A 24,556-nucleotide genomic window follows, 5' to 3' on the forward strand; every position below is an offset into this window, starting at 1 on the left:
TGAGGTTGCGACTCCAGGCAGGGCAGGCGCCTTGTTCCGGATGTCCGGCCGCCGGGGTGTTGGCGCACCCCGGCGGCCGATCTTTCTGTCACGACTCGCCGAGCACCTGTCCCAGGAGCTCCCGCCTGACGGTGCTCGGCCAGTCGAGCTCGCCCGACTCCAGCCGGGCGATGAGCTCGCGCAGCCAGGTCAGCTCCGCCTCGCTGACCGCACGTTCGTAGTCGACCTCGATCATCAGGACGTCGGGCAGGCCGCTGTCGCGCATGGCCTTGAGATGACCGCTCATCGCGGCCAGCGCCCCTTCGATCGTCGCGGCCCTGGTGCGCAGGGCGCGCAGCGCGTCGGGGACCGGCAGGACGCCGATCAGGGAGACGGCGGCGGTGAACGTGCGGCGCTCGGCCCCCGGGCTCTCCAGCAGCGCCCGGAGCCTGGTCGCCAGCTCGCGGCGGCCCTCGTCGGTGATCTCGTAGACCGTGCGCTCCGGCCGGCGGCCCTCCCTGCTGGTCTCGACCGGCACGATCAGCTCCTCGCCGGCGAGCCGCTCGACCGCGTGGTAGAGGCTTCTGGGCAGCCCCGTCACGTAGTCCTTGTGCGCGTCGACGATGAAGCGGTGCAGCTCGTACGGGTGGCTGGCGCGGACCGACAGCATGGCCAGCACGGTCAGGCCGACCAGGTCGGGGCGTCGCGCCATGTTTCTCCCTTCCATATTGCAATTTGCACTATACGCTACCCGGCGCCGAACGCGAGGTCCGCGTCGCTGAAGATCGGGTGCGGCGGGTTCACGTCCGTCTCGCCGCCTCCGCCGTCGCAGCGGCGGTCGGGGGCGGTGAGATCGCGCCGGCGCCCGGCATGCGGCTCACCGGCGTCCGCCTCACGGGCGCGCCGGTCGCGACGCCGGGAGGACGGTGAAAGTTTCAGCTCTGGCCGCGACCGGCCCCGTCCGGCGGGAACGGCTGTCTCGGCTTGGGCCCCGGGTCGCGGTGGCGCTTGTCACGGATGTAGATGACGGCCGGCTTCCCGTCGCCGAGCGGCCGCCGATCCAGGTCGAACAGCGTCGTGGCGGCGACGAGATCGCTCAGCTTGGCGTGCCCGTAGCTGCGCGAGTCGAAGTCCGGGCTCTGCTTGATGAGGATGTGCCCCACGGACGCCAGCCCCGCCCAGCCGTCGTCGTCGGAGGACGCCTCGACGGCGTTGCGGAGCAGGTTCACCAGTGTGGTGTCCGCCCTGAGCCGCGCGGCCGGACGCGGCGGCGGCGAGACGGCGTCCGTGAGCGGGGCGCCTGTCGGGGCGTAGGTCAGGTTCTCGATGTAGATGAACTTGTCGCAGGCCGCGACGAACGGCTTGGGCGTCTTGCGCTCGCCGAAGCCGTACACCGTCAGGCCCGACTCCCGGATGCGCTGCGCCAGTCTGGTGAAGTCGCTGTCGCTGGAGACGATGCAGAACCCGTCGAAGCGCCCGGAGTACAGCAGGTCCATCGCGTCGATGACGAGGGCCGCGTCGGTGGCGTTCTTGCCGGTGGTGTAGGCGAACTGCTGGATCGGCTGGATGGACTGGGCGAGCAGGTGTTCCTTCCAGCCCTTCAGGCCCGCTCCCGTCCAGTCGCCGTAGGCGCGTTTGACGTGGGCGGTGCCGTACTTCGCGACCTCGGCCAGCAGGCCTGTGACGGCTCCTGGCTGAGCGTTGTCGGCGTCGATGAGCACCGCTAGCTTGGTGGCGATCTCCTCGGCCATGCCGTTTCTCCGGATCGGAAGCTGGGTGGGGGGTCCAGGCCAGGCCCATGACGAACATCGCGGCCTTCACCACCGTCAGCGCCGTCGCGGGACCTGCTCCCGCCCGTCATCATGCCCGTCGATCAAGATCCAGAAGCTGGACGCCCGGACCAGGACGCAGTCGGTGGAGATCGCCGAACGGAAGAGCCGGCTGGTCCGGGTGATCCAGGAGGTCAGCCGTTGCTGAAGGCGGCGGCGTGGTCGGCCACCCACTCGGCGTAGGTGCGCGCGGGCCGCCCGAGCGCCTTGTCCACCTCGTCCGTCACCACCTGCCGCCCCTGGCGGAGGTAGTGCGCGTACCTGGCCATCAGGGCGCGCGCCCACGGCTCAGGCAGCCCGTTGGCCACCAGGTGGGCGGCGACGGCCTCGGCCGGGACCTCCTCGAAACGCAGCGGCCTGCCGAGCTCCGCCGCGATCACGGCCACCATCTCCTCGTGCGACAGGGAGCGCGGCCCGGTCAGCTCCAGCTTGCGGCCGTCCAACTCGTCGGTGAGCAGCGCGCGGGCGGCGACGTCGGCCAGGTCGCGCTCGTCGAGCACCGGCTCACGGAAGGCGGCGTAGGCGTAGCGGACGACGTCGCCGGCGCGGAGCTGGCCGCCCCACGCCTGGGCGGAGTTGCCGGCGAAGCTGCTCGCCCGCAGGCTGGTCCAGGTCAGGCCGCTGGCCATGGCGTCCTGTTCGGCCTCCTTGTTCCTGTCGCCGCGCCAGCGGGAGGGCTGCAGCTCATCCGGGTCGTCGACGTTGATCGCCGACAGCGCCACCACCTTGCGCGCGCCCCGTTCCGCGGCCACCGCCAGCAGCCGCCGCGCGGAGTCGCCGAACGCGCGCGGGTGCAGGAAGACGGTCTCCGCGCCGTCGAAGCACCCGGCCGTGGTCTCGGGCTTGGAGGGGTCGCCGTGGACGAGCTCCACCTCCCCGGGCAGCCCGGCCTGTTCCGGCGAGCGGGTCACGGCGCGTACGCGGGCGCCGGCGGCCACGAGCCGCTCGACGACGAGCCGTCCGAAGGCGCCGGTGGCGCCGGTCATGACGATCATGGGTCTCTCGCTTTCCGGTGGCAGGTGTCAGGGCAGGAAGTGGTGGGCGTGCTCGGCGGCCCACTCGGCGAACGTGCGCGGCGGCCGGCCGGTGATCCGCTCGACCTCGCCGGTCAGCGTCGTGGCGAGCTCGTTCGGCGTGCCGTACATCCGCAGCAGCATCTCCACCAGGTCGGCGTCGCCGACGCCGTCCACCTCGGAGAACGCGCGGAACAGCGACAGCTGCGGCCTGCGGCCCTCCGTGACCCACTCGCGGCGCACCTGGTCGGGGGTGAGCTCCTCGAAACGCAGGTCGCGGCCGGTCGCCTCGCCGATGATCGCGACCATCCCGCGGGCCGTGAGCACCTGGGGGCCGGTGAGGAGATAGGACCGGCCGCCGTGGCCGCCGTCCTCGGTCAGCACCGTCGCGGCGACGGCGCCGATGTCGTACTCGTCGATGGGCGGGCTCTTGCGGTCGCCGTGCGGCTCGCGCACCCGGCCGGTGGTGCGCAGCGGCTCGCCCCAGTCGGTGCGGAAGTTGGCCATGAACTGCAGCGGCTGCAGGAACGTCCACTCCATCCCACTGGCCCGGACGGCCGGTTCCAGCGTGCCCTCCTGCCAGCCGCCCAGCACCGTGACCTTGCGGACGCCGGCGCGCTCCGCCAGCTTCACCAGGTGCGGCCCGTTGGCCAGCGGCCGGTAGTCGCCGCCGAAGTTGATCAGGTGGGCGGCGGTGACGCCGTCGAAGGCCGCTTCCAGCCCGGCGGCGTCGGTGAGGTCGCCGCCGGCCACCTCGACGCCCGCCGGCAGGCCGGCGCGGGCGGGGTCGCGGGTGAGTGCGCGCACCTGCTGCCCTCGGTCGAGCAGGTTCCGGACGACCTGCCGCCCGACGGTGCCGGTCGCCCCGGTGACGAGAACGGTCATGTTGTGCCTCCCTTGGTCATGCCTCCTGAGAGGAACGGCCGGAGGGGGAACGTGACGCGGCGCCGCCGGATGTGGCGGAGGTCTCACCCGGGCAGTTGTAATCCTTTCGTGACCCACAAGAGGTGATAGATCGCAATTTACGGGCATTTTGGATCTCGAAGTCCAGCAGAGGGCTTCGTCTCACGCGAATCACCGGAGCGTGCCTCTGCCTGGGCTCTTTGTGTCTTGGGCAGGGTCGCTGGCACATTTTCTTGGAGCAGCAACATGCCTGTCCTGAACATCGCATTCGAGCAGCTCACCGCCGAAGAGCTGCTGGCCGAGCTGGCCGACCCGCAGGTCTCGGAGATGCATGCCGTCCGCATTCGCGAGCGTCTGGTGGAGATGCACGAAGGACTGGTCAACGAGGTCACCCGCCGTTACCGGTTCCGAGGCGAGCCCATGGAGGATCTGCGCCAGGCCGCGTACGTCGGGCTGATGAAGGCCGTCAACGGCTTCGACCCCGAGCTCGGGCACGAGTTCAGGGGCTACGCCATGATCACCATGATGGGCGAGGTCAAGCGGCACTTCCGCGACCGCACCTGGGCCATCCGGGTGCCGCGCGTCTACCAGGAACGCCGCATCGAGCTCAACAAGGCCACCGCCGAGCTCACCCAGAAGCTGGGCCACTCCCCCACCGTGGCCGAACTGGCCGAGAAGATGGGCATCTCCGAGGAGGACGTCCTGCTCGCCCTGGAGGCCTCCACCGCGTACAGCACGCTGTCGCTGGACGCCCCCGTCAGCAGCGGTGACGACGACGCCGCCGAGCTGAGCGACTTCGTGGCCGACCAGGACGCCTCGCTCGACACGCTGGTCGACCGGCACGCGGTCAAGCCCCTCATCGACGCCCTCCCGGCGCGGGAGAAGAACATCCTGCTGATGCGGTTCTACGGCAACATGACGCAGTCGGAGATCGCCCAGGAGTTCGGCATCTCGCAGATGCACGTCTCCCGCATCCTGCGCTCGGTCCTCACCAAGCTGCGCACGGCCCTGTCGGAGTGACCGATCGCGAGAGTGCGGCCGACGGGCGATACCGTCGGCCGCACCGTCCGGCACCACGGAAGTCACATATCGTGTCGGGTAAGAGACGCTCCCATCATTGACCGATCATCGCGTGTGGATCACATTCCGAATGATCGTCCTTATCTCTGCTTCAGGTGGCTGACCGTCTCTTTCCCGGGGTCTGCGTCAGCGTGCAGCAATGCGCAGACGTCGTGTACGGGCACGGTTATCGGCCCTTGTGATCGGTCTTGTGGCCATGGTGTCAATGTCCGCTCTGGGAGTTCCGGATCAGCTGATCGAGCCGGCGGCGGCCGCGTCCGATCCCGAGCAGTCGGTGGACGCTCGGCCGGTGCAGGAGAAGAAGGCCGCCAAGGGGGCGGAGGAATCCGCCCCGAGGTGACACGGAAACGGCCGGTCTGGCCCGCGCCGGGCAAGGCCGAGGTGTCCATGCCCGAGGCGGGCGGTCTGGCGGAGGCCGGGGCGTTGCCGGTGCGGCTGGCCAGGATCCAAGGAGCCGGACCCGACAAGGTGGCAGTGGAGACGCTGGCACCGGAGACCGCTCGTGTGACGCCTATGGCGGCCAGTTCGTCAGCCGGTTGAAGGTGGTGCGGCTGCCCGCCTGCGCGCTGCGGGAGCCGCGTCCGCGCTCGTGCGTCGTGCGGCCGACGGTGGTGCCATCGGTCAACGACATCAAGGCCGGGACGCTGACCGCCGAGGTGCAGGCCGCTCCCGCGGGCGCCGCCCAGGCAGAGGTGCGAGTACCGGCGGCAGGCGGGGACCGCAAGCCGGACCTGGCCAAGGCGGCGCAGGCGGCGCTGGCGGCGCAACTGGCGGCCGGCTCGGTGTTTCTGCTGGCCAGCGAGCTGCTGAACGACGGATTCACCCAAGGGCTGACCAAGAACAAGAAGGGCTACCTGTTCCGGAACGCTGCCGGCGAAGAGGTGCGCATCATGCGCCGCAACGGGGCATGGGACATCAGGATCCGCAACTATCTGGCTGAGAACGGCGACGTCGCGCCGCCCAACTCGGCCCATCAGATCACGGCAAAATCCTATTGATGATCACAGAGGCCGAGGAGATTGAGCTCGCCCTGACCGGCCACAGGCACTTCGAGGAGTGCCTGTTGGTCGATGTCAGATGGCGGCACTACGGCACCACCATTGACTTCTTCTTCAATTACATCTGGGAGGACGACCGGATCCGGCCGCAGATCCTGGATCGGCCCCAGCTGGTGACGGTGCGGGCCTACCTGGTGCAGGAGCTCAAACTGGCCAACGCGATCACCGAGACCATGGCCCGCGAACCGGAATCCCTCAACTGGGGGTTCTCGGAGGTGGCGATGGTCAGGCTCGTCGCGGACAGCCCGCTCCTGGCGCCCTATCGCCATCACGGCACGACGTACCACCATCTCGCCATCCTGTGGGAGGGAGACAGGAGGATCGACATGGTCTTCCGCGGCCTCGACATCAGCACCTGATCCGAGGGGAATGTCCGTCTCTGGCACACTTTGGCGGGTGAAGCGGCTACTCCTCATCGGCATCGGCGCCGGCGACCCCGACCATCTCACCCTGCAGGCGGTCAAGGCGATCGCCGCCGCGGACGTGTTCTTCATCGTGGACAAGGGCGAGGTCAAGCACGACCTCGTCCAGCTCCGGCTGGACATGATCGCCGAGCACGGGCGGCAGCCGTACCGGATCGCCGAGGCGCGCGACCCGGAGCGGGACCGCGACGCCGCCGCCTACACCGCCGCCGTGGACGACTGGCGCTCGCGGCGCGGGCGCGCCGTCGAGACGCTGATCCGCGATGAGCTGGGCGACGGCGAGACGGGCGCGTTCCTGGTGTGGGGCGACCCGGGCGTGTACGACAGCACGCTGGCCATCGTCGAGGAGATCCTCGAGCGCGGGGACGTGACCTTCGACTACGCGGTCGTCCCCGGCATCAGCAGCGTGTCCGCGCTCACGGCCGCCTGCCGCACCAGCCTGACCCAGGTCGGGCGGCCGGTGCACCTGACGACGGGGCGGCGGCTGGCCGAGGGCGGCCCGACGGCCGACGACGTGGTGGTGATGCTGGACGCGCACTGCTCGTTCGCCGGGCTGGACGACTACGCCATCCACTGGGGCGCCTACGTGGGCACGGCCGACGAGATCCTCGTGTCGGGGCCGGTGGCCGAGGTGGGCGAGCGCATCCGGCGGGTGCGGGCCGAGGCGCGGGCACGCAAGGGGTGGATCATGGACACGTACCTGCTGCGGCGGCTGCCCCCTCGTCCAGAAGAAGCTCGTCCAGAAGAAGCCTGATCAGCTCGACGCGCCGCTCGGTGTCGTCGGCGGTGGCGAGCAGCACGATGCTCCAGCCCGAATCAGGCAAGCGGGCGTGCAGGGCGCGCAGGCCCGGCCAGCCGCCGCCGTGCCGGTGCACGCGGTGGCCGGCATGCGAGCGGAGGCCGACGCCCCACGCGTAGTCGGTACGGGTGCCGTCAGCCAGGCGGCCGGGGGTGTGCAGGAGCTCCGAGACGCCGAGTTCGTCGGCGTTCAGCGCCTGGCCCCAGCGCAACAGGTCGGCGGCGGTGCTCCACACGCCACCGTCGCCGAGCGACAGCGGCGCCGGGTGCCGGGGGCTCAGCGGCGTCGCGCCGGGCGGGGTGGCGGCGGGGCCGGGCCAGAAGCGGGTGCCGGGCATGGACAGCGGGGTGAACAGCCTGTCCTGGGCCAGCTCGGGCAGCGGCCGGCCCGCCGCCCGTTCGGCCGCCGCGGCGAGGCAGACGTAGCCGGCGTTGGAGTAGGCGTAGGCGGTGCCGGGGACGCCGGGCAGGGCGGCGAAGCCGGCGAGGGAGCGGAGGACGCCCCGGCTGGTGCGGTCGCCGGTCAGCGCGGCGTCGACGAGGGAGTCGGCGGGCAGGGCGGCGAGGTGGTGCAGCAGGTGCCGCAGGCTGACGCCGCCGGCCCACGCGGGGAACTCGGGAAGATGCTCGCGGAGCGGGCCGTCCACGTCGAGGACGCCGTCCCGGGCGAGCAGCGCGATCAGCGCGGCGGTCATCTGCTTGGAGAGCGAGGCCGCGTAGACGGGCGTCGCGGGCGTGAGCCCCTGCGCGTGGAAGATCGGCGGCTCGCGGTCGTGCTGGAGGCCGACGACGAGCGGCTCGTCACCGCCGTAACCGGCCTGCCGCACCAGCCGTTCCACGGTCAGCCCCTGCCCTGGGACGCGCGCAGCGCCGCGAGCCGGGCCTGCCATTTGTCCACCAGAACTGGGATCTCCTCTCGCATGAGCTGCAGGAACTCCCACGTCTCGGCCAGCCGCGCCGCCGCCGGGCTGCCCTCGCCGACCGCCTCCATGCCCTCACTCAGGGTGCGCTCCCACTGCGTGAACAGCGCGTCCTGCTGGAGGATGGCCTGCGACCACTGGTCCTCGGTGACCCGGTAGTGGTCGCGGCGCGCGCCGGGTTCGCGTTCGCGCGTGACCAGCGCCACCTGCGTCAGATACCGTACGGCGCCCGACACCGCAGCCGGGCTCACCTGCAAGAACTCCGCCAGCTCAGCGGCGGTGCCCCGGCCCTCCTCGGCGACCAGGAGGGCGGCGTAGATCCGGGCGGGCATCCGCGGGATGCCGGTGGCTACCAGGTCGAGGGCGAGACGCTCCACGAAGCGGCGCACCGCCTCCTCGTCGATCTTCCTCTGCACCCAGCACATCCTACGGTATTCAGAACTTTCACGAACTTGTGAAAAGTGTGTACCCTCTTGGGCATGGAACGCGAGAAGGTCGCACTCACCACCGTTCAGGGGACGATGCTCGCCACCCTGTACGCCCGAGCCCTCGACAGCCGCACCCCCCACCCCATCCTCGGCGACCACACCGCCGACGAGGTGGTCAGACGCGTCGACCACGACTGGTCCAAGACCGGCACCCGGGTGCCCTGGGACGCGGCCACCCTCGCCCTGCGGGGGCGGGAGCTGGACCGGTGGACCACCGAGTTCCTGCACGCCCATCCCGGCGAGGTCACCGTCCTGCACCTCGCCTGCGGCCTGGACACCCGCGTGCACCGGCTCGCGCCACCCCCGTCGGTGCGGTGGGTCGACGTCGACTACCCCGACGTCATCGACCTGCGGCGACGGCTGCTGCCGGAGCCCGGCGGCGACTACCGGATGGCCGGGGCGTCGGTGACCGACGAGGGATGGCTGGAGGAGGTGCCCGCCGACCGGCCCGTCGTGGTCGTGGCCGAAGGGCTGACGATGTACCTGCACGAGGAGGAGGGGCGGCGGCTGATCCAGCGGATCTGCGGGCACTTCCCGAGCGGGGAGCTGCTGTTCGACTGCTTCAGCAAGCGGCTGGTGCGGATGGCGCGCAGGATGAGCTGGATGGGGATGGGGATCGTGCCCCGGGCCGTGCTGGAGAGCTGGCACTGGGGGATCGACGATCCGCGGGAGCTGGCGGGGTGGTGCGACGGGCTGGAGTTCACGGACGAGCTGTACGTGATGGACGTGCCCGACCTGGACAGGCTGCCCGCGGCGGCGCGGATCGGGATCCGGGTGGGGAAGCGGCTGCCGGGCGGGCGGGACTCAGGACGGCTGCTGCGATTCCGGTTCTGACCCGTCCTCTCCCATGACGAAGGCGAGGTTCTCCCGTACGAGGCGAGTCGTCGGATGATGAGGGCCGAGCACCCGATCACACGCCCTGACGGTCTCCGCATACATGGCGATGGCCCGGTCCACCGCTCCCATCGCGTTATAGGCGTAGGCCAGGTTGTTACGCGATTGCAGGGTATCGGGGTGATCCGTCCCCAGCACCCGTACCCGGTCGGCCAGCGTCGCCTCGTACAGCGGGATGGCCCTGCTCAGGTTTCCCGCCGACTCGTAGGCTCCGGCGAGGCCGTTGCGCGCGTACAACGTCCAGGGGTGATCGGAGCCCAGCACCCGCTCGCAGACGGCCAGCGTCGGCTCCAGCAACGAGATCGACCGGCGGTGGTCCCCCACCGAATCGTAGGCGGCGGAGAGGTTGAGGCGTGAGTTCAAGGTGCTGGGGTGCTCCGGACCCAGCACCCGCTCGCGGTCGGCCAGCGTCGCCTCGTACAGCGAGATCGACCGGGAAAGATCCCCCGTCGCGTGATGAACGGCGGCAAGGCTGTTACGGGCGATCAGGGTGGCGGAATGGTCCGCGCCGCGCAGCCGCTCGTAGGCCAGGAGTGCGCGTTCGCAGTAACCGAGAGCGCGGCCCGTCGCCCCCTGGCCGTTCAGGAAGAGACCCGCGTCGTTGAGCAGCCGGGCAGTGATCACGGTGTCGGTCTCAGGAGGCGCCCAGTCGAACAGAGCGGTGATGTGCGGCATCAGCACTCGCCACTGGGGCCACTCGGCAGGGTCTCCCGCGCTTTCGGGAGTGGCGGCGGCGAGCAGGGCAGCCGCCCAGCCGCGGGCGTCGTCGATGTCCTCGGCCGGACGGTGCGGGTCTTCGGGATCGGCGGTGCGTGCGACGGCCTGGACGAGGCGATGCACCGTGATGCTCGTCTCATCCAAGGCGATCATGTTGAAGGCGGCCAGCTCGCCCATGGCGTGGTCCGCATCGGGCCCCCAGCGGCCGAACAGGTTCCGGGGGATGGGGTCGGTACCGTACCAGGCCAGAACGCGTAACAGATGCCCGGCCAGCGGGGTGTCGGCCAGACGGTCCAGGGTGAGCCGCCAGATGCGGGCGACGGTGCGCTCGGCCTGCGACCCCCGGGCGGCGCGGCCGTACATAACCGCGGGCTGCTCGCGAAGCTGCCGCAGGTAGGCGCGAGGGGTCAACCGGGTCTGGTGCAGGTATCCGCCCGCCTGCTCGACTGCCAGTGGCAGGCATCCCAGCTCCCGCGCCAGCTCCAGCGCACCGTCCGGCTCCACTGGCCCCGCGAGCCGGGTGAGCAGGTCCACGGCGTCCTCTTCGCTCAGCACCCCAAGCGAGATCACCTCCGCGTCCAGCCGGTGCCAGCCGTACCCGAGCCGGCTGGTCACCAGCACTCGCCCTCGCAACGTCCGCCGTAGCAACGGCTCGACGTCGGCCGGGTCGGTGACGTCGTCCAGCACCACGAGCCACCCCTCGTGCGCGGCCAGCCACGCGCTCGCCCGCTCGGCCAACGCTTCCAGCGGCAACGTCGCGGCCAGCTCCGGTTGCAGCCCGGCAGCCAGCGTGGCCAGCCCCGCCCGTACCGCGGCGGAGCTGTCGGCGGTGATCCACCACACCGGATTGCACGTCCCGGACAAGGCCTGGGCCCGGGCATACCGGGCGGCCAGGGTGGACTTGCCGATGCCGCCCAGCCCGTGCACCGCCGCCACGACCACACCGCCAGAGACCCGCAGCGCCGTGTCCAGCTCGGCCAGCTCCTGCTCGCGCCCCACGAACACCTGCTCGTGCCAGGGCACGCACACCGTCGCGGGCGGCGCCGCCACCTCGGTGATCGGCCTCAGCGTCTCGGCGGGCAGCACCGTCTGGCTGATGACCTGGTCACCGCCCGCCTGGAACAGGCTCGCCTGCCCGGAGGCGGTGCCCTTCATCCGGAGCCGCTCTTCGGCTGACATGCCTCCAGAGTGCTACAGACCCGGTGCCGCCGAGCCTGTCAGTGACAAACGTGTTACACACCTCCTGTTCGCTAAGGTGAGGCGTTCGAATCCGATCTTGACCCCCCGGGAAGTGAAGTGCCCCGCCATCACCGATTAGGCGTCCCCGCCCTGCTCGTCACCGCCCTCTACGTCGCCGCCCTCCTGATCACCGCCGCGCTCGCCCTGACCACCGGCGACCTCGCCCCCCTGTGGCGGCTGACGGTGTTCGCGCAGGTGGAGGAGGTCGTCGAGGCGACGCCGCAGAACGTGGCCACCATGCTGCTGATCGGCGCGCCCTGGGCCTGCGCGCTGTGGGTCTGCCTGCGCGGCCCGCGCGCGGGCACGCCGCCCGAACCGACCGCGCAGGCACAGCGGCTGCGCGTGGCGCTGTACGCCGCCGCGGCGGCCTGGCTGCTCTACCCGATCGCGCCCGGCTGGCCCTGGTGGGCGGTGGCGCTGGACTCGCTGCTGATGCTCGCGGTCGTGCTGCTGTTTCCTCCGGTGCTGGGCGACGGCCTGGAGTACGCGGGCGTGGCGCGCGTCGCCGGGGTGCTCGCGTACGGAGGCGGCGTCGTCGTCGCGTTGACCGACGAGCTCGGCGTGGACCTCGGCCTGTTCTCCCTGCTCTGCGCGCTGGGCCAGCTCGTGTGGATGGTGCTGGTGCTGCGGGCGCAGCGGTGGGACGGCCGCTGGCCGTTCGTCACGTACCTGTACGGGATCACGTCCCTGGTGCTGCCGATGCTCGTGCTGGCGGTGGGCTGGATGCTGGTGGACGCCGGCAGCCTCTACTACAGCCTCGCGGCGGCGGCCGGGGTGCTGATGGCGACCTGGCTGGCCCGGTCGGCGCATGACCTCGCCGACCCGCGCAACCGGCCGGTCACGCCCGTACCGCTGCCCACGGAGCCCGCCGCGTCCGCTGGGCCCGCGCAGCCTGATGAGCCCGCAGGGCCCGCGGAGCCGGCGACCCCGTGAGGGGTCACGCGCATCTGTGGTCGGCGCCCAGGAACGTGCCGGTGCGCCGCGCGCTCCCGTAACCGGCGGCGAACGCGCCGTCCTCGAAGACCGGCTCGCCCGCCACGCACACCGCCCTGACGGCGGCGTCGCTGCGGTTCACCATCCGCCGCACGCCGCCGAAGTCCGGCATGGGCGCCTCGTGGTAGCCGGACAGCCGGTCGTCGAGCCCCGCCGGATCCACCACGACCAGGTCCGCCCGGTCGCCGGTGCGCAGCGTGCCCGCCCGCAGCCCGAACCAGTCGGCCAGCTCGCCGGTCAGCCGGCGCACCGCCTCCTCCACCGTCATGAACGGCCGGCCCGCCGCCTGCGCGGACACGACGCGTTGCAGCAGCCGCAGCGGCACGTTGTAGTGCGCCATGTTGCGCAGGTGCGCCCCCGTCTCGGCGAACCCCGGGTGCACCGCCGGATGGCGGGCCAGCCGGTCCAGGACGTGCGGCCGGTGGTTGGCGATCGTGGTGCGCCAGCGCAGCCGCGACCCGTGCGCCACCACGAGGTCGAGGAACGTCTCGGCCGGGTGCCGCCCGCGCTCGCCCGCCACCTCGCCGAACGACCGGCCCACCACCGCCTCGTCGGGGCAGGAGACGATGGCGGCGTCGTACAGGTGCCGGAAACGGCTGTCGTAGTCGCGGCGGAACCACCGCCGGTAGGCGCGCCGCGACAGCAGCCGCGCCCGCTCCGCCTCCTGCCGCAGGTGCAGCGCGGCGGCGGTGGCGCCGAAGTCCTCGAAGATGGCCAGGTCGATGCCGTCGGCGTACAGCTCGTACGGCACCGGCAGGTGCTGCCAGCGCACCTCCGCCCCCAGCAGCCGGTTGGCCGGCGCGGTCGCGCGCGTCAGCACGGCGGGCAGCACGGTCGGCAGCACCGGCGCGGCCCTCGGGTCGAGCGCCGCCAGCAGCGACGTCTTCAGCCGGGGCCGCACCCCCAGCCCCGCGCTGGCCAGCAGGAACAGCAGGCTGCTCCACGGCCTGGCGGTGTCGGGGGCGCTCTGCAGGACCCGGCCGCGCGCCCGCAGCACCCGATGCAGCGCGCGGTACTCGCGCCAGCCCGCGAACGTGGACGGCGGCCGAGCCGACCGGAACCGTTCGCCGTCGAGACGGCAGTGCGTGCTGCTCACCGTGGACAGCCCGAGAAACCCGGCGTCCAGGGCGCGGTCCAGCAGCGCCGCCATCCGGTCGAGATCCTCGCCCGTGGCCGGGTCGGCGCCGACCGCGCGGCCCAGCCCCATGACGTACGCCCGCAGGTCGGAGTGGCCGAGGAAGGCGGCCACGTTCGGGCCCAGCGGGCGGGCCAGCAGCGCCCGCACGTACTCGTCGGCGCCCGACCAGCGGCGGTGCCGCTTCAGGGCGTCGAGGACGGCGGCGTGCGGCAGCGCCTCGACCCGGCTGAACAGGTCCGCCGCGTCGTCGGCCGCGCAGTAGACGGCCGACAGCGAGCAGTTGCCCAGCACGACGGTGGTGACGCCGTGCCGTACGGACTCGGGCAGCCCGGGAGACAGCAGCACCTCGATGTCGTAGTGGGTGTGCACGTCCAGGAAGCCCGGCAGCACCCAGCAGCCGCCCGCGTCGAGCACCTTCGGGCAGCCCGCCCGCGGCAGCGGCTCGGCCGACACGGCCGCCACCCGCCCGGCCCGCACCCCCAGGTCGCGGACCGCGGAGGGGCTCCCCGTGCCGTCGAACCAGCGGCCCCCCTTGATGATCAAGTCGAACATCGCGTCCTTCGGCTGTCGCGTACGGTGAGCGATCGTTCGAACACCCTACGACATGGAGCGGCGGCCGGACCGCGTCCACAGCACGCGTGTCCGGCCGCCACCCCGCTCAGTCGACCTCCAGGCCGCCACCCCGCTCAGTCGACCTCCACCACCGCCTGCGCGAACTGCGCCGAGTACAGCCGGGCGTAGGCGCCGCCCGCCGCCAGCAGCGACTCGTGCGTCCCCTGCTCGACGATCCGCCCGTCCTCCATCACCAGGATCAGGCTGGCGTCGCGGATCGTGGACAGCCGGTGCGCGATCACGAAGCTCGTCCTGCCCTCCCGCAGCGAGCTCATCGCCCGCTGGATGAGCACCTCCGTCCGGGTGTCGACCGAGCTGGTCGCCTCGTCCAGGATGAGGATGGCCGGCTCCGACAGGAACGCCCGCGCGATCGTGATGAGCTGCTTCTCGCCCGCGCTGACCGCCGCGCCCTCCTCGTCGATCATCGTGTCGTAGCCGTCGGGCAGCGTGTGCGCGATGCGGTCCACGTGGGCGGCCTCGGCGGCGGCCTCGATCCGCGCGCGCGTGGCGTCCTCCGCGCCGTAGCCGATGTTCTCCGCGATGGTGCCGCCGAACAGCCAGGTGTCCTGCAGCACCATGCCGATGTTCGCGCGCAGTTCCTCGCGCGGCATCTCGGCGATGTCGACGCCGTCGAGCGTGATCCGGCCGCCCGTCACCTCGTAGAAGCGCATGACGAGGTTGACCAGCGTCGTCTTGCCCGCGCCCGTCGGGCCGACGATGGCGACCGTCTGGCCCGGCTCCACGGTCAGCGACAGGTTCTCGATCAGCGGCCGGTCCTCGGCGTACCTGAAGGACACGTTCTCGAACGCCACCCGCCCCCTGACCCGCTCCGGCGCCGCCCGCCCGGCCGGTTCGGCGGACTGCTCGGGCGCCTCCAGCAGCTCGAAGACCCGCTCGGCCGAGGCGACACCCGACTGCACGAGGCTCGCCATGCCGGCCACCTGGGTCAGCGGCTGGCTGAACTGCCGCGAGTACTGCACGAACGCCTGCACGTCGCCCAGCGAGATCGAGCCCGACGCCACCTTCAGCCCGCCCACCACGGCGACCAGCACGTAGTTGAGGTTGCCGATGAACATCATGGCCGGCTGGATGACGCCGGAGATGAACTGGGCGCGGAAGCTGGAGACGAACAGGGCCTGGTTGTGCTCCTCGAAGGTCTCGGCGGCCTCCTTCTGCCTGCCGAACACCTTGACCAGCGTGTGCCCGCCGTACATCTCCTCGATGTGCCCGTTCAGCTTGCCCGTCGAGGACCACTGCTTGATGAACTGCGGCTGCGCCCGCTTACCGATGACGGCGGTCACGTACACCGACACCGGCACCGTCACCAGCGCGATCAGCGCCAGCACCGGCGAGATCCAGAACATCACCACCAGCACCCCCACGACCGTCAGCACCGACGAGATGAGCTGGCTCATCGTCTGCTGCAACGTCTGCGCGATGTTGTCGGTGTCGTTCGTGGCGCGGCTGAGGATCTCGCCGCGCGGCTGCCCGTCGAAGTAGCTCAGCGGCAGCCGGGCCAGCTTGCCCTCGATCCGCTCGCGCAGCCGCGCCGCCGCCCGCTGCACCACCACGGTCGTCAGCCGGAACTGCACGATGCCCAGCAGCGCCGCCACCACGTACAGCGCCAGCACCCAGCCCAGCACGTGCGCCAGGGCAGTGAAGTCGATGCCGCGGCCCGGCACGACGTTCATCGAGGCGACCATGTCGGCGAACGTGTCCTGCCCGCCGGCCCGCAGCCCCGCCACGGCCTGCTCCTTGGTGGCCCCCGCCGGGAGCCGCTCACCGATGATGCCGGTGAAGATGAGGTCCGTGGCCTGGCCGAGGATCTTGGGCCCCGTCACCGTCAGCGCCACGCTGGCCGCGCCGAGCACCAGGATGACGATCAGCAGCGCCCGCTCCGGGCGCAGCAGCGTCGTCAGCTTGCGCAGCGTGCCACCGAAGTCCAGCGCCTTCTCCGCCGGTCCGCCCATCATCCGGCCCGGGCCGAACCCGGGCTGCGGGCGCCGCGCCGGCGCCTGAGTCGTCACGCTGCCGCCTCCTGTTCCGTGAGCTGCGACAGCACGATCTCCCTGTACGTCGGGCAGCCGTCCATCAGCTCGGCATGGGTGCCGCTGCCGGCCACGCGCCCGTCCTCCAGGACGATGATGCGGTCGGCGTCGCGGATCGTGCTCACCCGCTGGGCCACGATCACGATCGTCGCGTCGGCGATCTCCTCGGCCAGCGCGGCCCGCAGCCGCGCGTCGGTGGCATAGTCGAGCGCCGAGAACGAGTCGTCGAACAGGTAGATCTCCGGCCGGTGCACCAGCGTCCGCGCGATCGCCAGGCGCTGCCGCTGCCCGCCCGACACGTTCGTGCCGCCCTGCGAGATCGGCTCGTCCAGCCCGCCGGGCATCGCCTCCACGAACGCGCGGGCCTGCGCCACCTCCAGTGCCCGCCACAACTCCTCGTCGGTCGCGTCCGGCTTGCCGTAACGCAAGTTGGAGGCGACCGTGCCGGTGAACAGGTACGGCGACTGCGGCACCAGCCCGACCGCCCCGGCCAGCGCCGCCTGGTCGAGGTCGCGCACGTTGACGCCGTCCACCAGCACCTCGCCGGCGGTCGCGTCGAACAGCCGCGGGATAAGGTTGAGCAGCGTCGTCTTGCCGCTGCCCGTACTGCCGATGATCGCCGTGGTACGTCCAGGCCGCGCCGCGAAGCTCACCTCGCACAGCACCGGCTCCTCCGCGCCCGGGTAGCGGAAGTCCACCGACCGCAGCTCCAGCTCACCGGCGTGGCGCTCCCGCGTGACGGCGGCCGCCGGCGGGTGCACGGTCGGCTCGGTCGCCAGCACCTCCTCGACCCGCTCGGCGCACACCTCGGCGCGCGGGATCATCATGAACATGAACATCGCCATCATCACCGACATGAGGATCTGCATGAGGTAGGAGATGACGGCGGTCAGCGCGCCCACCTCCATGGCCCCGTCGGCGATGCGGTGGCCGCCGAACCACACCACGGCGACGCTGGAGACGTTCACCACCAGCATGACCGTGGGGAACATCAGCGCCATCAGCCGCCCGACCCGCAACGACACCTCGGTCAGGCGGTCGTTGTCATCGGCGAAGCGGTCGCGCTCGTACTGGTCGCGGACGAAGGCCCTGATGACCCGGATGCCGGTGATCTGCTCGCGCAGCACCTGGTTGATCCGGTCGATGCGCTCCTGCATCGTACGGAAGAGCGGGCGCATCCGCACCACGATGACCGCCACGATGACGATCATCACCGGCAGCGCGACGAGCAGCAGCGACGACAGCGTCACGTCCTGCCGCAACGCCAGCACGATCCCGCCGACGCACATGATCGGCGCGGCCACCATCATGGTGAACGCCATCAGCACCAGCAACTGGATCTGCTGCACGTCGTTGGTCGTCCGGGTGATCAGCGACGGCGCGCCGAACCTGCCGACCTCCTGCGCCGAGAAGTGCTGCACCCGGTGGAAGATCGCGCCCCGCAGGTCGCGGCCCAGGGCCATCGAGGTCCTGGCGCCGTAGTAGACCGCCACGGTCGCGCAGATGATCTGGACGAGCGTCACACCGAGCATCACCAGCCCGATGCGCATGATGTAACCGGTGTCGCCCTTGACGACGCCGTCGTCGATGATGTCGGCGTTCAGAGTGGGGAGATAGAGGGTGGCCAGCGTCTGCACGAACTGGAAGAGCACGACGAGCGTGATCTCTCTCCGGTACGGCCTGAGCTGGACCCGCAACAGTCGGAACAGCATCAACAGGGACTTTCTGGGTCGGGGGTATGGGAGGGCCTGACGAGCAACCCGTCGAGCAGCACGGAGACGATCTCCTCGTCCGCCATGTCCGCGAGGCCGCCGCCCGCGTCGATGCCGGGATGCACCGACACCGCGACCAGCATCAGCAGCATCTGCGCCGCCGCCTCGGGCGAGCGCCGCAACCGGTCACGATCGGGCTCCATCAGGGCGGCCAGCGCCCCCTGGATCCGGCGACGGCCGTCGATCATGTGCTGGCGGAACTCGGCGTCCTCGGCCATCAGCTCGCGGGGGAACGCCATCAGATTCGCATTGGCCCTCATCCCCGCCCGTAACGTCGCGACCGCCTCGCACAACCGCTCACGCAGCCCGGGCCGCCCGCCGATGGCCGCGAGCGCGTCCGTGGCCTGACGCCGGTCGAACGCGCACATCAGCGCCGCCCGCAGCAGCGTCGCCTTGTCAGGAAAGACACCGAAGATCGTGCCCTCGGCGACGCCCGCCGCCTCGGCGATCTGACGGGTGCTCACCGCCGCGCCGTGCTCCCGCAACAGCGGGACGGTGGCGGCGATCAGCGCGGCCCGGCGGTCTTCCGGCGCCATGGCGGGCACCCTCCGCCTCTTGTTCATGCCGCGAAGCGTAATGAGCGAGTACTCACTCATTCAAGTGGTTTTATGGCGAGGACAGCGGACGGGAATGCGACCCTTCAGGCACGCACAGTAGTCATATGCGATGCGAACTCGATGCCGGGCAGCAGCTTCCGACGATCGCCCTGCGCCGCGCCGCCCCGCATCCACCCGGCGAGGGCGAGACGTGCTGGCTGCCCATGCCCGGCGTGATCCTCGCCAGAGCCGGCGAGCAGATCGAACAGGTTCGCGCGGCCTGGCGCGCCTGCCGCTACGAACGCTTCCTTCCCGAGGCCACCCGTGCCCTCCTGCACCGCCACGCCGACGCCCTCACCCGCCTCCTCCCCACCGCCACCCCGTTCACCATGGACGATCTCATCGCCGCCGGTCTGCTCCCCCGCCACCGCCGCCTCGTCACCTTCCTCCTCCACCTGCTGCGCGAACACGGCCTCGCGACCCGCCTCCCCCCGGACGGCCGGTGGCGCCTCGCCGTCCCCGCCGACCCCGCCGAGCTCACCCGCGGCCTCCTCCTGCGGCATCCCGCGTTCGTCACCGAGGTGGCCCTGGCCGCCCGCATGGGACGCCACCTCCCCGCCGTGCTCCGCGGCGAGCACGACCTCGCGGAGCTGGCGCGCCAGTATCCGCACGACGTCACGCCCGTTTCCCGCTTCACCGAACGGCTGGTGCGCGCCCTCCTCGGCCAGATCGTCGCCGCCTGGCCGGGCGACCGTCCCCTCCGCGTACTGGAGATCGGCGGCGGCACCGGAGCCACCACCGCCGCCCTCCTCCCCCTCCTGCCACCCCGGCTCACCCGCTACACCTTCACCGACCCCGACCCGTCCGCCCTCACCGCCGCCCGCCACCGCTTCTCCGGCTCCGGCCTCCTCGACCACCAGCGGCTCGACCTCGACACCGACCCCACGTCCCAGGGCCTGGCCACCGGCGCCTTCGACGTGGTCATCGCCGCCGACACCCTGCACACCGCCCGCGACCTGCCCGCCGCGCTCGACCGCGTCCGCAGCCTGCTCGCACCCGGCGGGCACCTGCTGGCCGTCGAGACCCACCACCCGGGCCTGCTGCTGGCCGGCCCCGGTGCGCTGTCGCACGCTTGGCCCGCCGAGAACGATCCGCTGCGGCCACGTACGTCGCTGCTGCGGCGCGAGCAGTGGGCGCCGTTGCTGCGGGAGTGCGGCTTCACGCACGTCGTCCAGACCAGCGACGACGCCCTGCCCGCCCGGGACGCCTTCTCCGTGCTGCTCGCCGCCCGCCCCCGCGCCCGCGCGCGGGCGCGTGACCTGCCGGCCGCCGCGCCCGAGACCCGGTGGATCATCGTGGCGGAAGGCGAGGACGGGCTGCCGCTGGCCGGGGCGGTCGCGGAGCTACTGGTCGCGCCGGACGCGAGCGCGTCGGGCGGCTCTGCGAGCAAGGGGGCTGTCGCGGTGCTCGCCGCTCAGGAGCCGGACCGCTGGCGAGAGCTCATGTCCGGCCGCCCCTCCGACAAGAGGGTCGCCGTCACGTTCGTCCCCTCGTCCGGACACCGGCCCCACCCCGGCGCCGAACCACCTCACACCCGCGCCCTGCGAACCATCGCCCGCGCCATCACCGGCCTCCCCACCTCCATCAACCGCTCCCTCTACGTCGTCACCCGCCCCTCTCCACCGGACACGACCCTCCACGAGACCGCCAGATCCATCGCCCGCGAACACCCCGGCCTGCACCTCCCCCGCATCAACCTGCACCCCGGCGGCAATCTCGCCACCGACGCCCGCAGGCTGGCCCACGAGCTCCTGGCCACCCCGACCGACCACGAGATCGTCCTGACCCCGAGAGGCCGCTTCGTCATCCACGAACAGCCGCCCACCCCCCTCACCCCCTGCGCGCTCGACGCCACCGCACCGGCATGGACCCGCACCAGCCCGCCTCCGCCACCCGGCCCCGGCATGGTGACCATCGAGGTGCACGCCGCCACCCTGCACGGTCGACCCGGGTCCGGGCCCGGCTGGTGGGCCTGCGCCGGCCGGGTCACCGCCGTGGGCACGAACGTGACGGGCGTCAGGCCGGGCGACCGCGTGTCCGGCCTCGCCTCCGGCACGCCCGCCTCCCACACCCTCGCCTCGGCCCGCCTCCTCACCCGCACCCCGCCGGGGACGAGCGACGCCGAGGCAGCCACCGTCCCGCTGCCGCACCTGCACGCCCATCTCGCCCTGACCGTCCAGGCCAAGCTGTCGCCGGACGAAACCCTGCTCCTGCACGACGACGCCACGGGTCCCGGCCTTGCGGCGCTGCGGCACGCCCTTCACTGCGGCGCCCGGGTCATCGCCGCCGCCCGCACCCCGGCCCAGCGCGACCTCCTGCTGACGCTCGGCGCGTGGCGCGTCCTCGACGCCCTCGCCCCGGACGCGCCCCGCCAGGTTCTGCGGCTGACGGACGGGCGCGGCGCCGACGTCATGGCGGGGCCCGCGCCGTCCGGCTGGGAGCGCGCGCTGAACCCGGACGGCCGCTACGTCCACCTCGGCGCCGCGGACCCGTCCGATCCGGACGTGTTCGCCGAGGTCATGTCGGGCAGTGCGACAGCCCGGGACGGCGGGTGCCTGCCGCTACCGTTCAGCGCCTATCCCGCGGCGCGGGTGCGGGATGCGCTGGCGGCGGCGCGGGAGGGCTCGGCCCTGGGCGAGATCGTGCTCTGCTTCGACCCGTTGGACGACCCTCCCGCGCCCTTTACAAAGTAGATCAGCTCGTGGCGCGCTGGAGGCTGAGCGGCCGCATGTCGGTCCAGTGCTCCTCGACGTACTGGAGGGCGTCGGCACGCGGACCCGGGCCGAAGGCGACCCGCCAGCCCGCGGGCACGTCGGCGAAGTCGGGCCAGAGCGAGTGCTGACCCTCGTCGTTGACGAGGACGAGGAAGATGCCGTTCTCGTCGTCGAAGGGATTCGTCACAGAACCTCCACAGGGTGATCCGGCTGCACATGGTTAGGTTAGGCATACCTAATTTTGTTGGCAAGTGCACGGAGACGCCCCTTTTCCGGCGGTCTGTCTAACATGGGCCGAGTTCTTGGGAGAAGGGAGGCTTGTGGAAGAGAGCATGCCGCTGGGCCAGCTCGCCCGCCGGCTCGAAGAGGTGGTCAGCGAGCTGCGGGGCCTGCCCGTGGACGTCGAACGGCTGGAGGACGGCGAACTCGTCCGGCAGCGGATCCTGGAGGCGGCGGCCACGGCCCGCGAGGTGCGCGCCATGCAGCCGGTGGGGCCGGCCGAGACGGAGCGGCACGAGGGCATCAGCCGGCGCGAGAACCTCGACGCCCTGGCGCGCGGCTTGAGGATGCGCACGATCGTGCACGCCGACGTGCTCGACGAGCCACGCAAGGTGTCCAGAATCAGGCAACTGCACGCCGCCGGCGATCTGCACCGGGTGGTGGACCAGCCCATCCAGCAATTGATCATCTTCGACCGCGCGGTGGCGTTCCTCCAGTTCACGCCCGTCGCCTACTCGCCCGGAGCGCTCGCGATCAGGCAGCAGAGCCTGATCACCGCGCTGATCGACCTGTTCGAGCAGACGTGGGAGCGGGCCCGCGAGGTCACCGAGCCGACCCGCCAGCTCAGCTCGCGCGAGCGGGAGGTGCTCGCGCTGATCGCCGAGGGACGGTCCAACAGCGCGGTCGCGCGGGCGCTGTCGATCACCGAGGCGGCCGTGGGCAAGCATGTGGCCGGCCTGTTCACGAAGCTGGAGATCCCGGCCACGGCCGATGACAACCGGCGGGTGCTGGCGGTGCTCGCCTACCTTCGGGGGGCGGTCAGGTAGGGCCAGCCCGACCTCGTACTCGGCTCAGGGCCCGCGCGGGGATGGGCCGGCAGGCTGTTGGATGATCAGCATGCAACGCATGACCGGACTGCTCATCGGCGCCGTCTTCGGTGCCGTCTTCGTCTTCGTGAACACGCACGACCCGCTGAGCGGCACGGCGGTGCTCGTGCTGCGGGTGATCGCGGGCCTGGCCGCCGTCGCCGTCCTCGCCCTGTGGTTCACCGCCGCCCGCAGAGAGCGGACCGGCGGCGCCCCACAGGAACCTCGCGCACAGCCTGCTCCGCAGGAGGCCCGCACGCCGACCGTTCCGCAGGGGGCCCGCACGCTGCCCGTTCCGCAGGAGGCCCGCACGCAGCGGGACGGCGGCGGCGCTCCCCGGGGAGGCATGTTCGGGCGGGGCTATGTCGCCGTCGTGGTCGTGGAGGCGATCATGCTGTTCGGCGGCCTGCGGGTGCTCGCCGCGCTGGAAGCCCCCGAGCAGGCCAACGTGGCGTGGGTGGCGCTGGTGGTGGGCGTACACTTCGTCGTCCTGGCCCCCATCTGGAAGAGCTGGGACATCGCCGTCCCCGGCGCGGTGCTCACCCTGCTCGGCATCGCGGGCCTCGTCCTCGCGCCGACGTCCGTCGCGGCCTGGGTGCCCATCCTCAGCGGCGTGCTGTCGGGGATCGTCCTGCTGGCGGGCACCGTGACCGTGAGCTGGCGAAGCGTCGCGGGCCGCACGCCGTGATCACCGCTTACGGACGCCAGAAGGCATCGTGCGCTCGCTGGTCAGCCACATACTCCCAGCGTTCCGTGACCAGCCCTCGCTCCATGTGGAAGACGTTGAAGTTGTCCATGGCGATCCGCTTCCCTCGACGCTCCGCCGTCCAGCGATGGAGGGTGACCGCATAGGAGTCGTTGCCCTCCGCGGAAAGCAGCCGGGTCTTGAAGGTGCCGTTCGTTTCCGCGAGCGCGAGCCGGCCAAGCTCGATGATCGCCTCCTTACCGCGATGCTCGCCTGCCACAATGCTGTTCCCACCGACGTGAAAAACGGCGTCATCGGCGATCAGATCGAGATAACCGTTGATATCGCCATTCTCGATCAACTCGTAGAGGCAGCGGGCGAGCTCGGCGTTCGGGTGCGGATCCGGCCCCATGGGGCCACCATGCCACACACCTCATGATTGACAAGCCGTACACCGGACCTCAGCACGCCGCCGCCCGTTGCAACAATGGCTCGGTGGCGGTGCGGAGTTCGTCACTGAAGGGCGTGGGACGCAAAGTGGCCGGGTCGAGATTCACATTCACCCGGTAACCGTCGGCGTGCACCACTTCCCGCTCAGGCGACACCACGCGAAATCCGTACACACCGCTGGTCCGCCCCAACCGCTCGATCCAGAAATGCACCAGCGGCTGGCCCGCCCCCACGATCGGCGCGTGATAAGTCACCTTGAACTCCCGCACCGCCAGGAACACGTCCTTGAACGCCGACCGCGCCGCGTCAGGCGACCACCCCAGCCGTTGCCAATAGGCTCCGATCGCCCGCTCCACCAGCAGCGCGTACCGGGAATTGTGCAACAGCCCCATGGCGTCGAGGTCGTCGAAATGCACCTGGACCGGCTCGTACACGCCGTTGTCGGCCACCATCGTCATGATCAGTCCTCCGGGAGAAGTGCGGGGTCGGGGCAGAGCGCGCGCAGGCGCTGCAGGACGGCGCGGCGGGCATGCGTGAGGGCGGCGGGCCCGTCGTGCAGGCGCGAGTGGATGATCACCATCTCACCGAGCGCGTCGATCTCGTACGCGAGCTGCGCCGGATCCGCCCCGTCCACCAGCTCGCCCAGTTCCCTGGCCTCGGCCACCAGCCGCTGGATGAACTCCTGCCACTCGCGCATGGCCCGCGCCACCCGATCGTGCACGGCCCCAGGCCGGTCGTCGAACTCGGCCTGGACGGTGAAGAAGAAGCACCCTCCGGGCAGCACGCCGTCGCCGTAGAACCGCAGCCGCGCCTCGTGCAGCGCGAACAGCCGCCGCACGCCGGCGGGAGCGCCCATGGCGGGTGCGACGACGTGCTCGCGCCACTGGCGGGTGGCCCACTCCACGGCGTCGAGCTGCAGCTCCTCCTTGTCACGCCAATGCGCGAAGAACCCGGACTTGCTGGTGCCGGTGGCCGTCGCCAGCCGTCCCAGCGAGAGGCCGTCCAGCCCTTCGACGGAGGCCAGCCCCACCGTCCGCTCGAGAATCGCCTCCCGGCTGCGCAACCCGCGCAGCCGTCGGCCGTCCTGTGTCATGCCGCCCAAACTATATGAACGACCGGTCGG

The 24,556-nt window shown here is 71.5% G+C and carries 26 protein-coding genes; 11 read left to right on the top strand and 15 right to left on the bottom strand.

Annotated elements, in window-relative coordinates; genetic code table 11:
* Nucleotides 1-88 precede the first annotated feature (88 nt).
* The 4 genes from FXF51_RS45110 to FXF51_RS45125 form a co-directional block, all read right to left on the bottom strand.
* Entirely contained in the window at nt 89-691 is a 603-nt protein-coding gene (locus tag FXF51_RS45110; RefSeq protein WP_148440952.1) for a PadR family transcriptional regulator, read from the bottom strand.
* A gap of 223 nt (nt 692-914) precedes the next feature.
* Complete coding sequence (locus FXF51_RS45115) at nt 915-1,730, bottom strand: NYN domain-containing protein (protein WP_148440953.1); 816 nt, start codon at nt 1,728-1,730, stop codon at nt 915-917.
* 212 nt (nt 1,731-1,942) lie between these two features.
* Nucleotides 1,943-2,803, bottom strand: coding sequence for an NAD(P)H-binding protein (locus FXF51_RS45120; RefSeq protein ID WP_148440954.1), 861 nt, complete (start codon nt 2,801-2,803; stop codon nt 1,943-1,945).
* 27 nt (nt 2,804-2,830) lie between these two features.
* Nucleotides 2,831-3,706, bottom strand: coding sequence for an NmrA family NAD(P)-binding protein (locus FXF51_RS45125; protein WP_148440955.1), 876 nt, complete (start codon nt 3,704-3,706; stop codon nt 2,831-2,833).
* A 264-nt stretch (nt 3,707-3,970) separates the two neighbouring features.
* Between FXF51_RS45125 and FXF51_RS45130 the strand changes: the two genes are divergently transcribed.
* The 6 genes from FXF51_RS45130 (at nt 3,971) to cobF (ending at nt 7,038) form a co-directional block, all read left to right on the top strand.
* Entirely contained in the window at nt 3,971-4,744 is a 774-nt protein-coding gene (locus tag FXF51_RS45130) for an RNA polymerase sigma factor SigF (protein WP_148440956.1), read from the top strand.
* A gap of 265 nt (nt 4,745-5,009) precedes the next feature.
* Nucleotides 5,010-5,144 carry a hypothetical protein gene (locus FXF51_RS63130; RefSeq protein ID WP_262380260.1) on the top strand — a complete coding sequence of 45 codons (135 nt, stop codon included), beginning with the start codon at nt 5,010-5,012 and terminating at the stop codon, nt 5,142-5,144.
* Nucleotides 5,141-5,344, top strand: coding sequence for a hypothetical protein (locus FXF51_RS45135; protein ID WP_148440957.1), 204 nt, complete (start codon nt 5,141-5,143; stop codon nt 5,342-5,344). The genes FXF51_RS63130 and FXF51_RS45135 overlap by 4 nt, the downstream gene beginning before the upstream one ends.
* Entirely contained in the window at nt 5,341-5,802 is a 462-nt protein-coding gene (locus FXF51_RS45140) for a hypothetical protein (protein ID WP_148440958.1), read from the top strand. The genes FXF51_RS45135 and FXF51_RS45140 overlap by 4 nt, the downstream gene beginning before the upstream one ends.
* Nucleotides 5,802-6,221 carry a hypothetical protein gene (locus FXF51_RS45145; protein WP_148440959.1) on the top strand — a complete coding sequence of 140 codons (420 nt, stop codon included), beginning with the start codon at nt 5,802-5,804 and terminating at the stop codon, nt 6,219-6,221. Before FXF51_RS45140 ends, FXF51_RS45145 begins: the two co-directional genes overlap by 1 nt.
* A gap of 37 nt (nt 6,222-6,258) precedes the next feature.
* The gene (gene cobF, locus FXF51_RS45150; protein ID WP_148440960.1) at nt 6,259-7,038 is read left to right on the top strand and encodes a precorrin-6A synthase (deacetylating); all 780 of its coding nucleotides are present in this window, start codon (nt 6,259-6,261) and stop codon (nt 7,036-7,038) included.
* Here cobF and FXF51_RS45155 read toward each other — a convergent pair.
* On the bottom strand, nt 6,971-7,921 hold the full coding sequence (locus FXF51_RS45155) for a serine hydrolase domain-containing protein (RefSeq protein ID WP_187414933.1): 951 nt from the start codon (nt 7,919-7,921) through the stop codon (nt 6,971-6,973). The genes cobF and FXF51_RS45155 overlap by 68 nt on opposite strands.
* 2 nt (nt 7,922-7,923) lie before the next feature.
* Entirely contained in the window at nt 7,924-8,418 is a 495-nt protein-coding gene (locus FXF51_RS45160) for a GbsR/MarR family transcriptional regulator (RefSeq protein ID WP_222871754.1), read from the bottom strand.
* Nucleotides 8,419-8,481: 63 nt separating this feature from the next.
* On the opposite strand from FXF51_RS45160, the gene FXF51_RS45165 reads away from it, so the two are divergent.
* The gene (locus FXF51_RS45165) at nt 8,482-9,324 is read left to right on the top strand and encodes a class I SAM-dependent methyltransferase (protein WP_148440963.1); all 843 of its coding nucleotides are present in this window, start codon (nt 8,482-8,484) and stop codon (nt 9,322-9,324) included.
* Here FXF51_RS45165 and FXF51_RS45170 read toward each other — a convergent pair.
* Nucleotides 9,295-11,280, bottom strand: a complete 1,986-nt coding sequence (locus tag FXF51_RS45170) for a tetratricopeptide repeat protein (RefSeq protein ID WP_222871755.1) — start codon at nt 11,278-11,280, stop codon at nt 9,295-9,297. The genes FXF51_RS45165 and FXF51_RS45170 overlap by 30 nt on opposite strands.
* 117 nt (nt 11,281-11,397) lie before the next feature.
* On the opposite strand from FXF51_RS45170, the gene FXF51_RS45175 reads away from it, so the two are divergent.
* Nucleotides 11,398-12,273: a hypothetical protein gene (locus FXF51_RS45175; protein ID WP_148440964.1), complete on the top strand. Its 876-nt coding sequence runs from the start codon at nt 11,398-11,400 to the stop codon at nt 12,271-12,273.
* Nucleotides 12,274-12,277: 4 nt separating this feature from the next.
* Here the strand turns inward: FXF51_RS45175 and FXF51_RS45180 are convergent, their stop codons facing one another.
* From FXF51_RS45180 to FXF51_RS45195, 4 genes are all read right to left on the bottom strand, one after another.
* Nucleotides 12,278-14,023: an N-acyl-D-amino-acid deacylase family protein gene (locus FXF51_RS45180; RefSeq protein WP_148440965.1), complete on the bottom strand. Its 1,746-nt coding sequence runs from the start codon at nt 14,021-14,023 to the stop codon at nt 12,278-12,280.
* A gap of 134 nt (nt 14,024-14,157) precedes the next feature.
* Entirely contained in the window at nt 14,158-16,110 is a 1,953-nt protein-coding gene (locus FXF51_RS45185) for an ABC transporter ATP-binding protein (RefSeq protein WP_316247670.1), read from the bottom strand.
* Nucleotides 16,107-17,843 (bottom strand): ABC transporter ATP-binding protein, encoded by a 1,737-nt coding sequence (locus FXF51_RS45190; protein ID WP_187414934.1) that lies wholly within the window; start codon nt 17,841-17,843, stop codon nt 16,107-16,109. Before FXF51_RS45190 ends, FXF51_RS45185 begins: the two co-directional genes overlap by 4 nt.
* Nucleotides 17,843-18,466, bottom strand: coding sequence for a TetR/AcrR family transcriptional regulator (locus FXF51_RS45195; RefSeq protein WP_148440966.1), 624 nt, complete (start codon nt 18,464-18,466; stop codon nt 17,843-17,845). Before FXF51_RS45195 ends, FXF51_RS45190 begins: the two co-directional genes overlap by 1 nt.
* Nucleotides 18,467-18,564: 98 nt before the next feature.
* On the opposite strand from FXF51_RS45195, the gene FXF51_RS45200 reads away from it, so the two are divergent.
* Nucleotides 18,565-21,192, top strand: a complete 2,628-nt coding sequence (locus FXF51_RS45200; protein ID WP_148440967.1) for a methyltransferase — start codon at nt 18,565-18,567, stop codon at nt 21,190-21,192.
* A 1-nt stretch (nt 21,193) separates the two neighbouring features.
* Here the strand turns inward: FXF51_RS45200 and FXF51_RS45205 are convergent, their stop codons facing one another.
* Nucleotides 21,194-21,400 carry an MbtH family protein gene (locus FXF51_RS45205; RefSeq protein ID WP_148440968.1) on the bottom strand — a complete coding sequence of 69 codons (207 nt, stop codon included), beginning with the start codon at nt 21,398-21,400 and terminating at the stop codon, nt 21,194-21,196.
* Nucleotides 21,401-21,533: 133 nt separating this feature from the next.
* Between FXF51_RS45205 and FXF51_RS45210 the strand changes: the two genes are divergently transcribed.
* Nucleotides 21,534-22,259: a helix-turn-helix transcriptional regulator gene (locus tag FXF51_RS45210; RefSeq protein ID WP_262380262.1), complete on the top strand. Its 726-nt coding sequence runs from the start codon at nt 21,534-21,536 to the stop codon at nt 22,257-22,259.
* Nucleotides 22,260-22,338: 79 nt separating this feature from the next.
* The gene (locus FXF51_RS45215; protein WP_148440969.1) at nt 22,339-22,986 is read left to right on the top strand and encodes a hypothetical protein; all 648 of its coding nucleotides are present in this window, start codon (nt 22,339-22,341) and stop codon (nt 22,984-22,986) included.
* A gap of 7 nt (nt 22,987-22,993) precedes the next feature.
* Here the strand turns inward: FXF51_RS45215 and FXF51_RS45220 are convergent, their stop codons facing one another.
* The 3 genes from FXF51_RS45220 to FXF51_RS45230 are packed head-to-tail and all read right to left on the bottom strand — an operon-like array spanning nt 22,994 to nt 24,526.
* Entirely contained in the window at nt 22,994-23,395 is a 402-nt protein-coding gene (locus FXF51_RS45220) for a nuclear transport factor 2 family protein (protein ID WP_148440970.1), read from the bottom strand.
* A 49-nt stretch (nt 23,396-23,444) separates the two neighbouring features.
* Entirely contained in the window at nt 23,445-23,891 is a 447-nt protein-coding gene (locus FXF51_RS45225; protein WP_148440971.1) for an acyl-CoA thioesterase, read from the bottom strand.
* Between the two features lie 2 nt (nt 23,892-23,893).
* Nucleotides 23,894-24,526, bottom strand: coding sequence for a TetR/AcrR family transcriptional regulator (locus FXF51_RS45230; RefSeq protein ID WP_148440972.1), 633 nt, complete (start codon nt 24,524-24,526; stop codon nt 23,894-23,896).
* Nucleotides 24,527-24,556: the final 30 nt, after the last annotated feature.

This window comes from Nonomuraea sp. PA05 (assembly GCF_008086045.1).
Lineage (GTDB): Bacteria > Actinomycetota > Actinomycetes > Streptosporangiales > Streptosporangiaceae > Nonomuraea > Nonomuraea monospora.

Coding starts and splice junctions, on each gene's coding strand:
- FXF51_RS45110 (WP_148440952.1), bottom strand. CDS start 691: ATGGCGCGACGCCCCGACCTGGTCGGCCTGACCGTGCTGGCCATGCTG.
- FXF51_RS45190 (WP_187414934.1), bottom strand. CDS start 17,843: ATGCTGTTCCGACTGTTGCGGGTCCAGCTCAGGCCGTACCGGAGAGAG.
- FXF51_RS63130 (WP_262380260.1), top strand. CDS start 5,010: ATGTCCGCTCTGGGAGTTCCGGATCAGCTGATCGAGCCGGCGGCGGCC.
- FXF51_RS45180 (WP_148440965.1), bottom strand. CDS start 14,023: ATGTTCGACTTGATCATCAAGGGGGGCCGCTGGTTCGACGGCACGGGG.
- FXF51_RS45195 (WP_148440966.1), bottom strand. CDS start 18,466: ATGAACAAGAGGCGGAGGGTGCCCGCCATGGCGCCGGAAGACCGCCGG.
- FXF51_RS45145 (WP_148440959.1), top strand. CDS start 5,802: ATGATCACAGAGGCCGAGGAGATTGAGCTCGCCCTGACCGGCCACAGG.
- FXF51_RS45215 (WP_148440969.1), top strand. CDS start 22,339: ATGACCGGACTGCTCATCGGCGCCGTCTTCGGTGCCGTCTTCGTCTTC.
- FXF51_RS45115 (WP_148440953.1), bottom strand. CDS start 1,730: ATGGCCGAGGAGATCGCCACCAAGCTAGCGGTGCTCATCGACGCCGAC.
- FXF51_RS45230 (WP_148440972.1), bottom strand. CDS start 24,526: ATGACACAGGACGGCCGACGGCTGCGCGGGTTGCGCAGCCGGGAGGCG.
- FXF51_RS45225 (WP_148440971.1), bottom strand. CDS start 23,891: ATGACGATGGTGGCCGACAACGGCGTGTACGAGCCGGTCCAGGTGCAT.
- FXF51_RS45200 (WP_148440967.1), top strand. CDS start 18,565: ATGCGATGCGAACTCGATGCCGGGCAGCAGCTTCCGACGATCGCCCTG.
- FXF51_RS45130 (WP_148440956.1), top strand. CDS start 3,971: ATGCCTGTCCTGAACATCGCATTCGAGCAGCTCACCGCCGAAGAGCTG.
- FXF51_RS45165 (WP_148440963.1), top strand. CDS start 8,482: ATGGAACGCGAGAAGGTCGCACTCACCACCGTTCAGGGGACGATGCTC.
- FXF51_RS45120 (WP_148440954.1), bottom strand. CDS start 2,803: ATGATCGTCATGACCGGCGCCACCGGCGCCTTCGGACGGCTCGTCGTC.
- FXF51_RS45125 (WP_148440955.1), bottom strand. CDS start 3,706: ATGACCGTTCTCGTCACCGGGGCGACCGGCACCGTCGGGCGGCAGGTC.
- FXF51_RS45220 (WP_148440970.1), bottom strand. CDS start 23,395: ATGGGGCCGGATCCGCACCCGAACGCCGAGCTCGCCCGCTGCCTCTAC.
- FXF51_RS45170 (WP_222871755.1), bottom strand. CDS start 11,280: ATGTCAGCCGAAGAGCGGCTCCGGATGAAGGGCACCGCCTCCGGGCAG.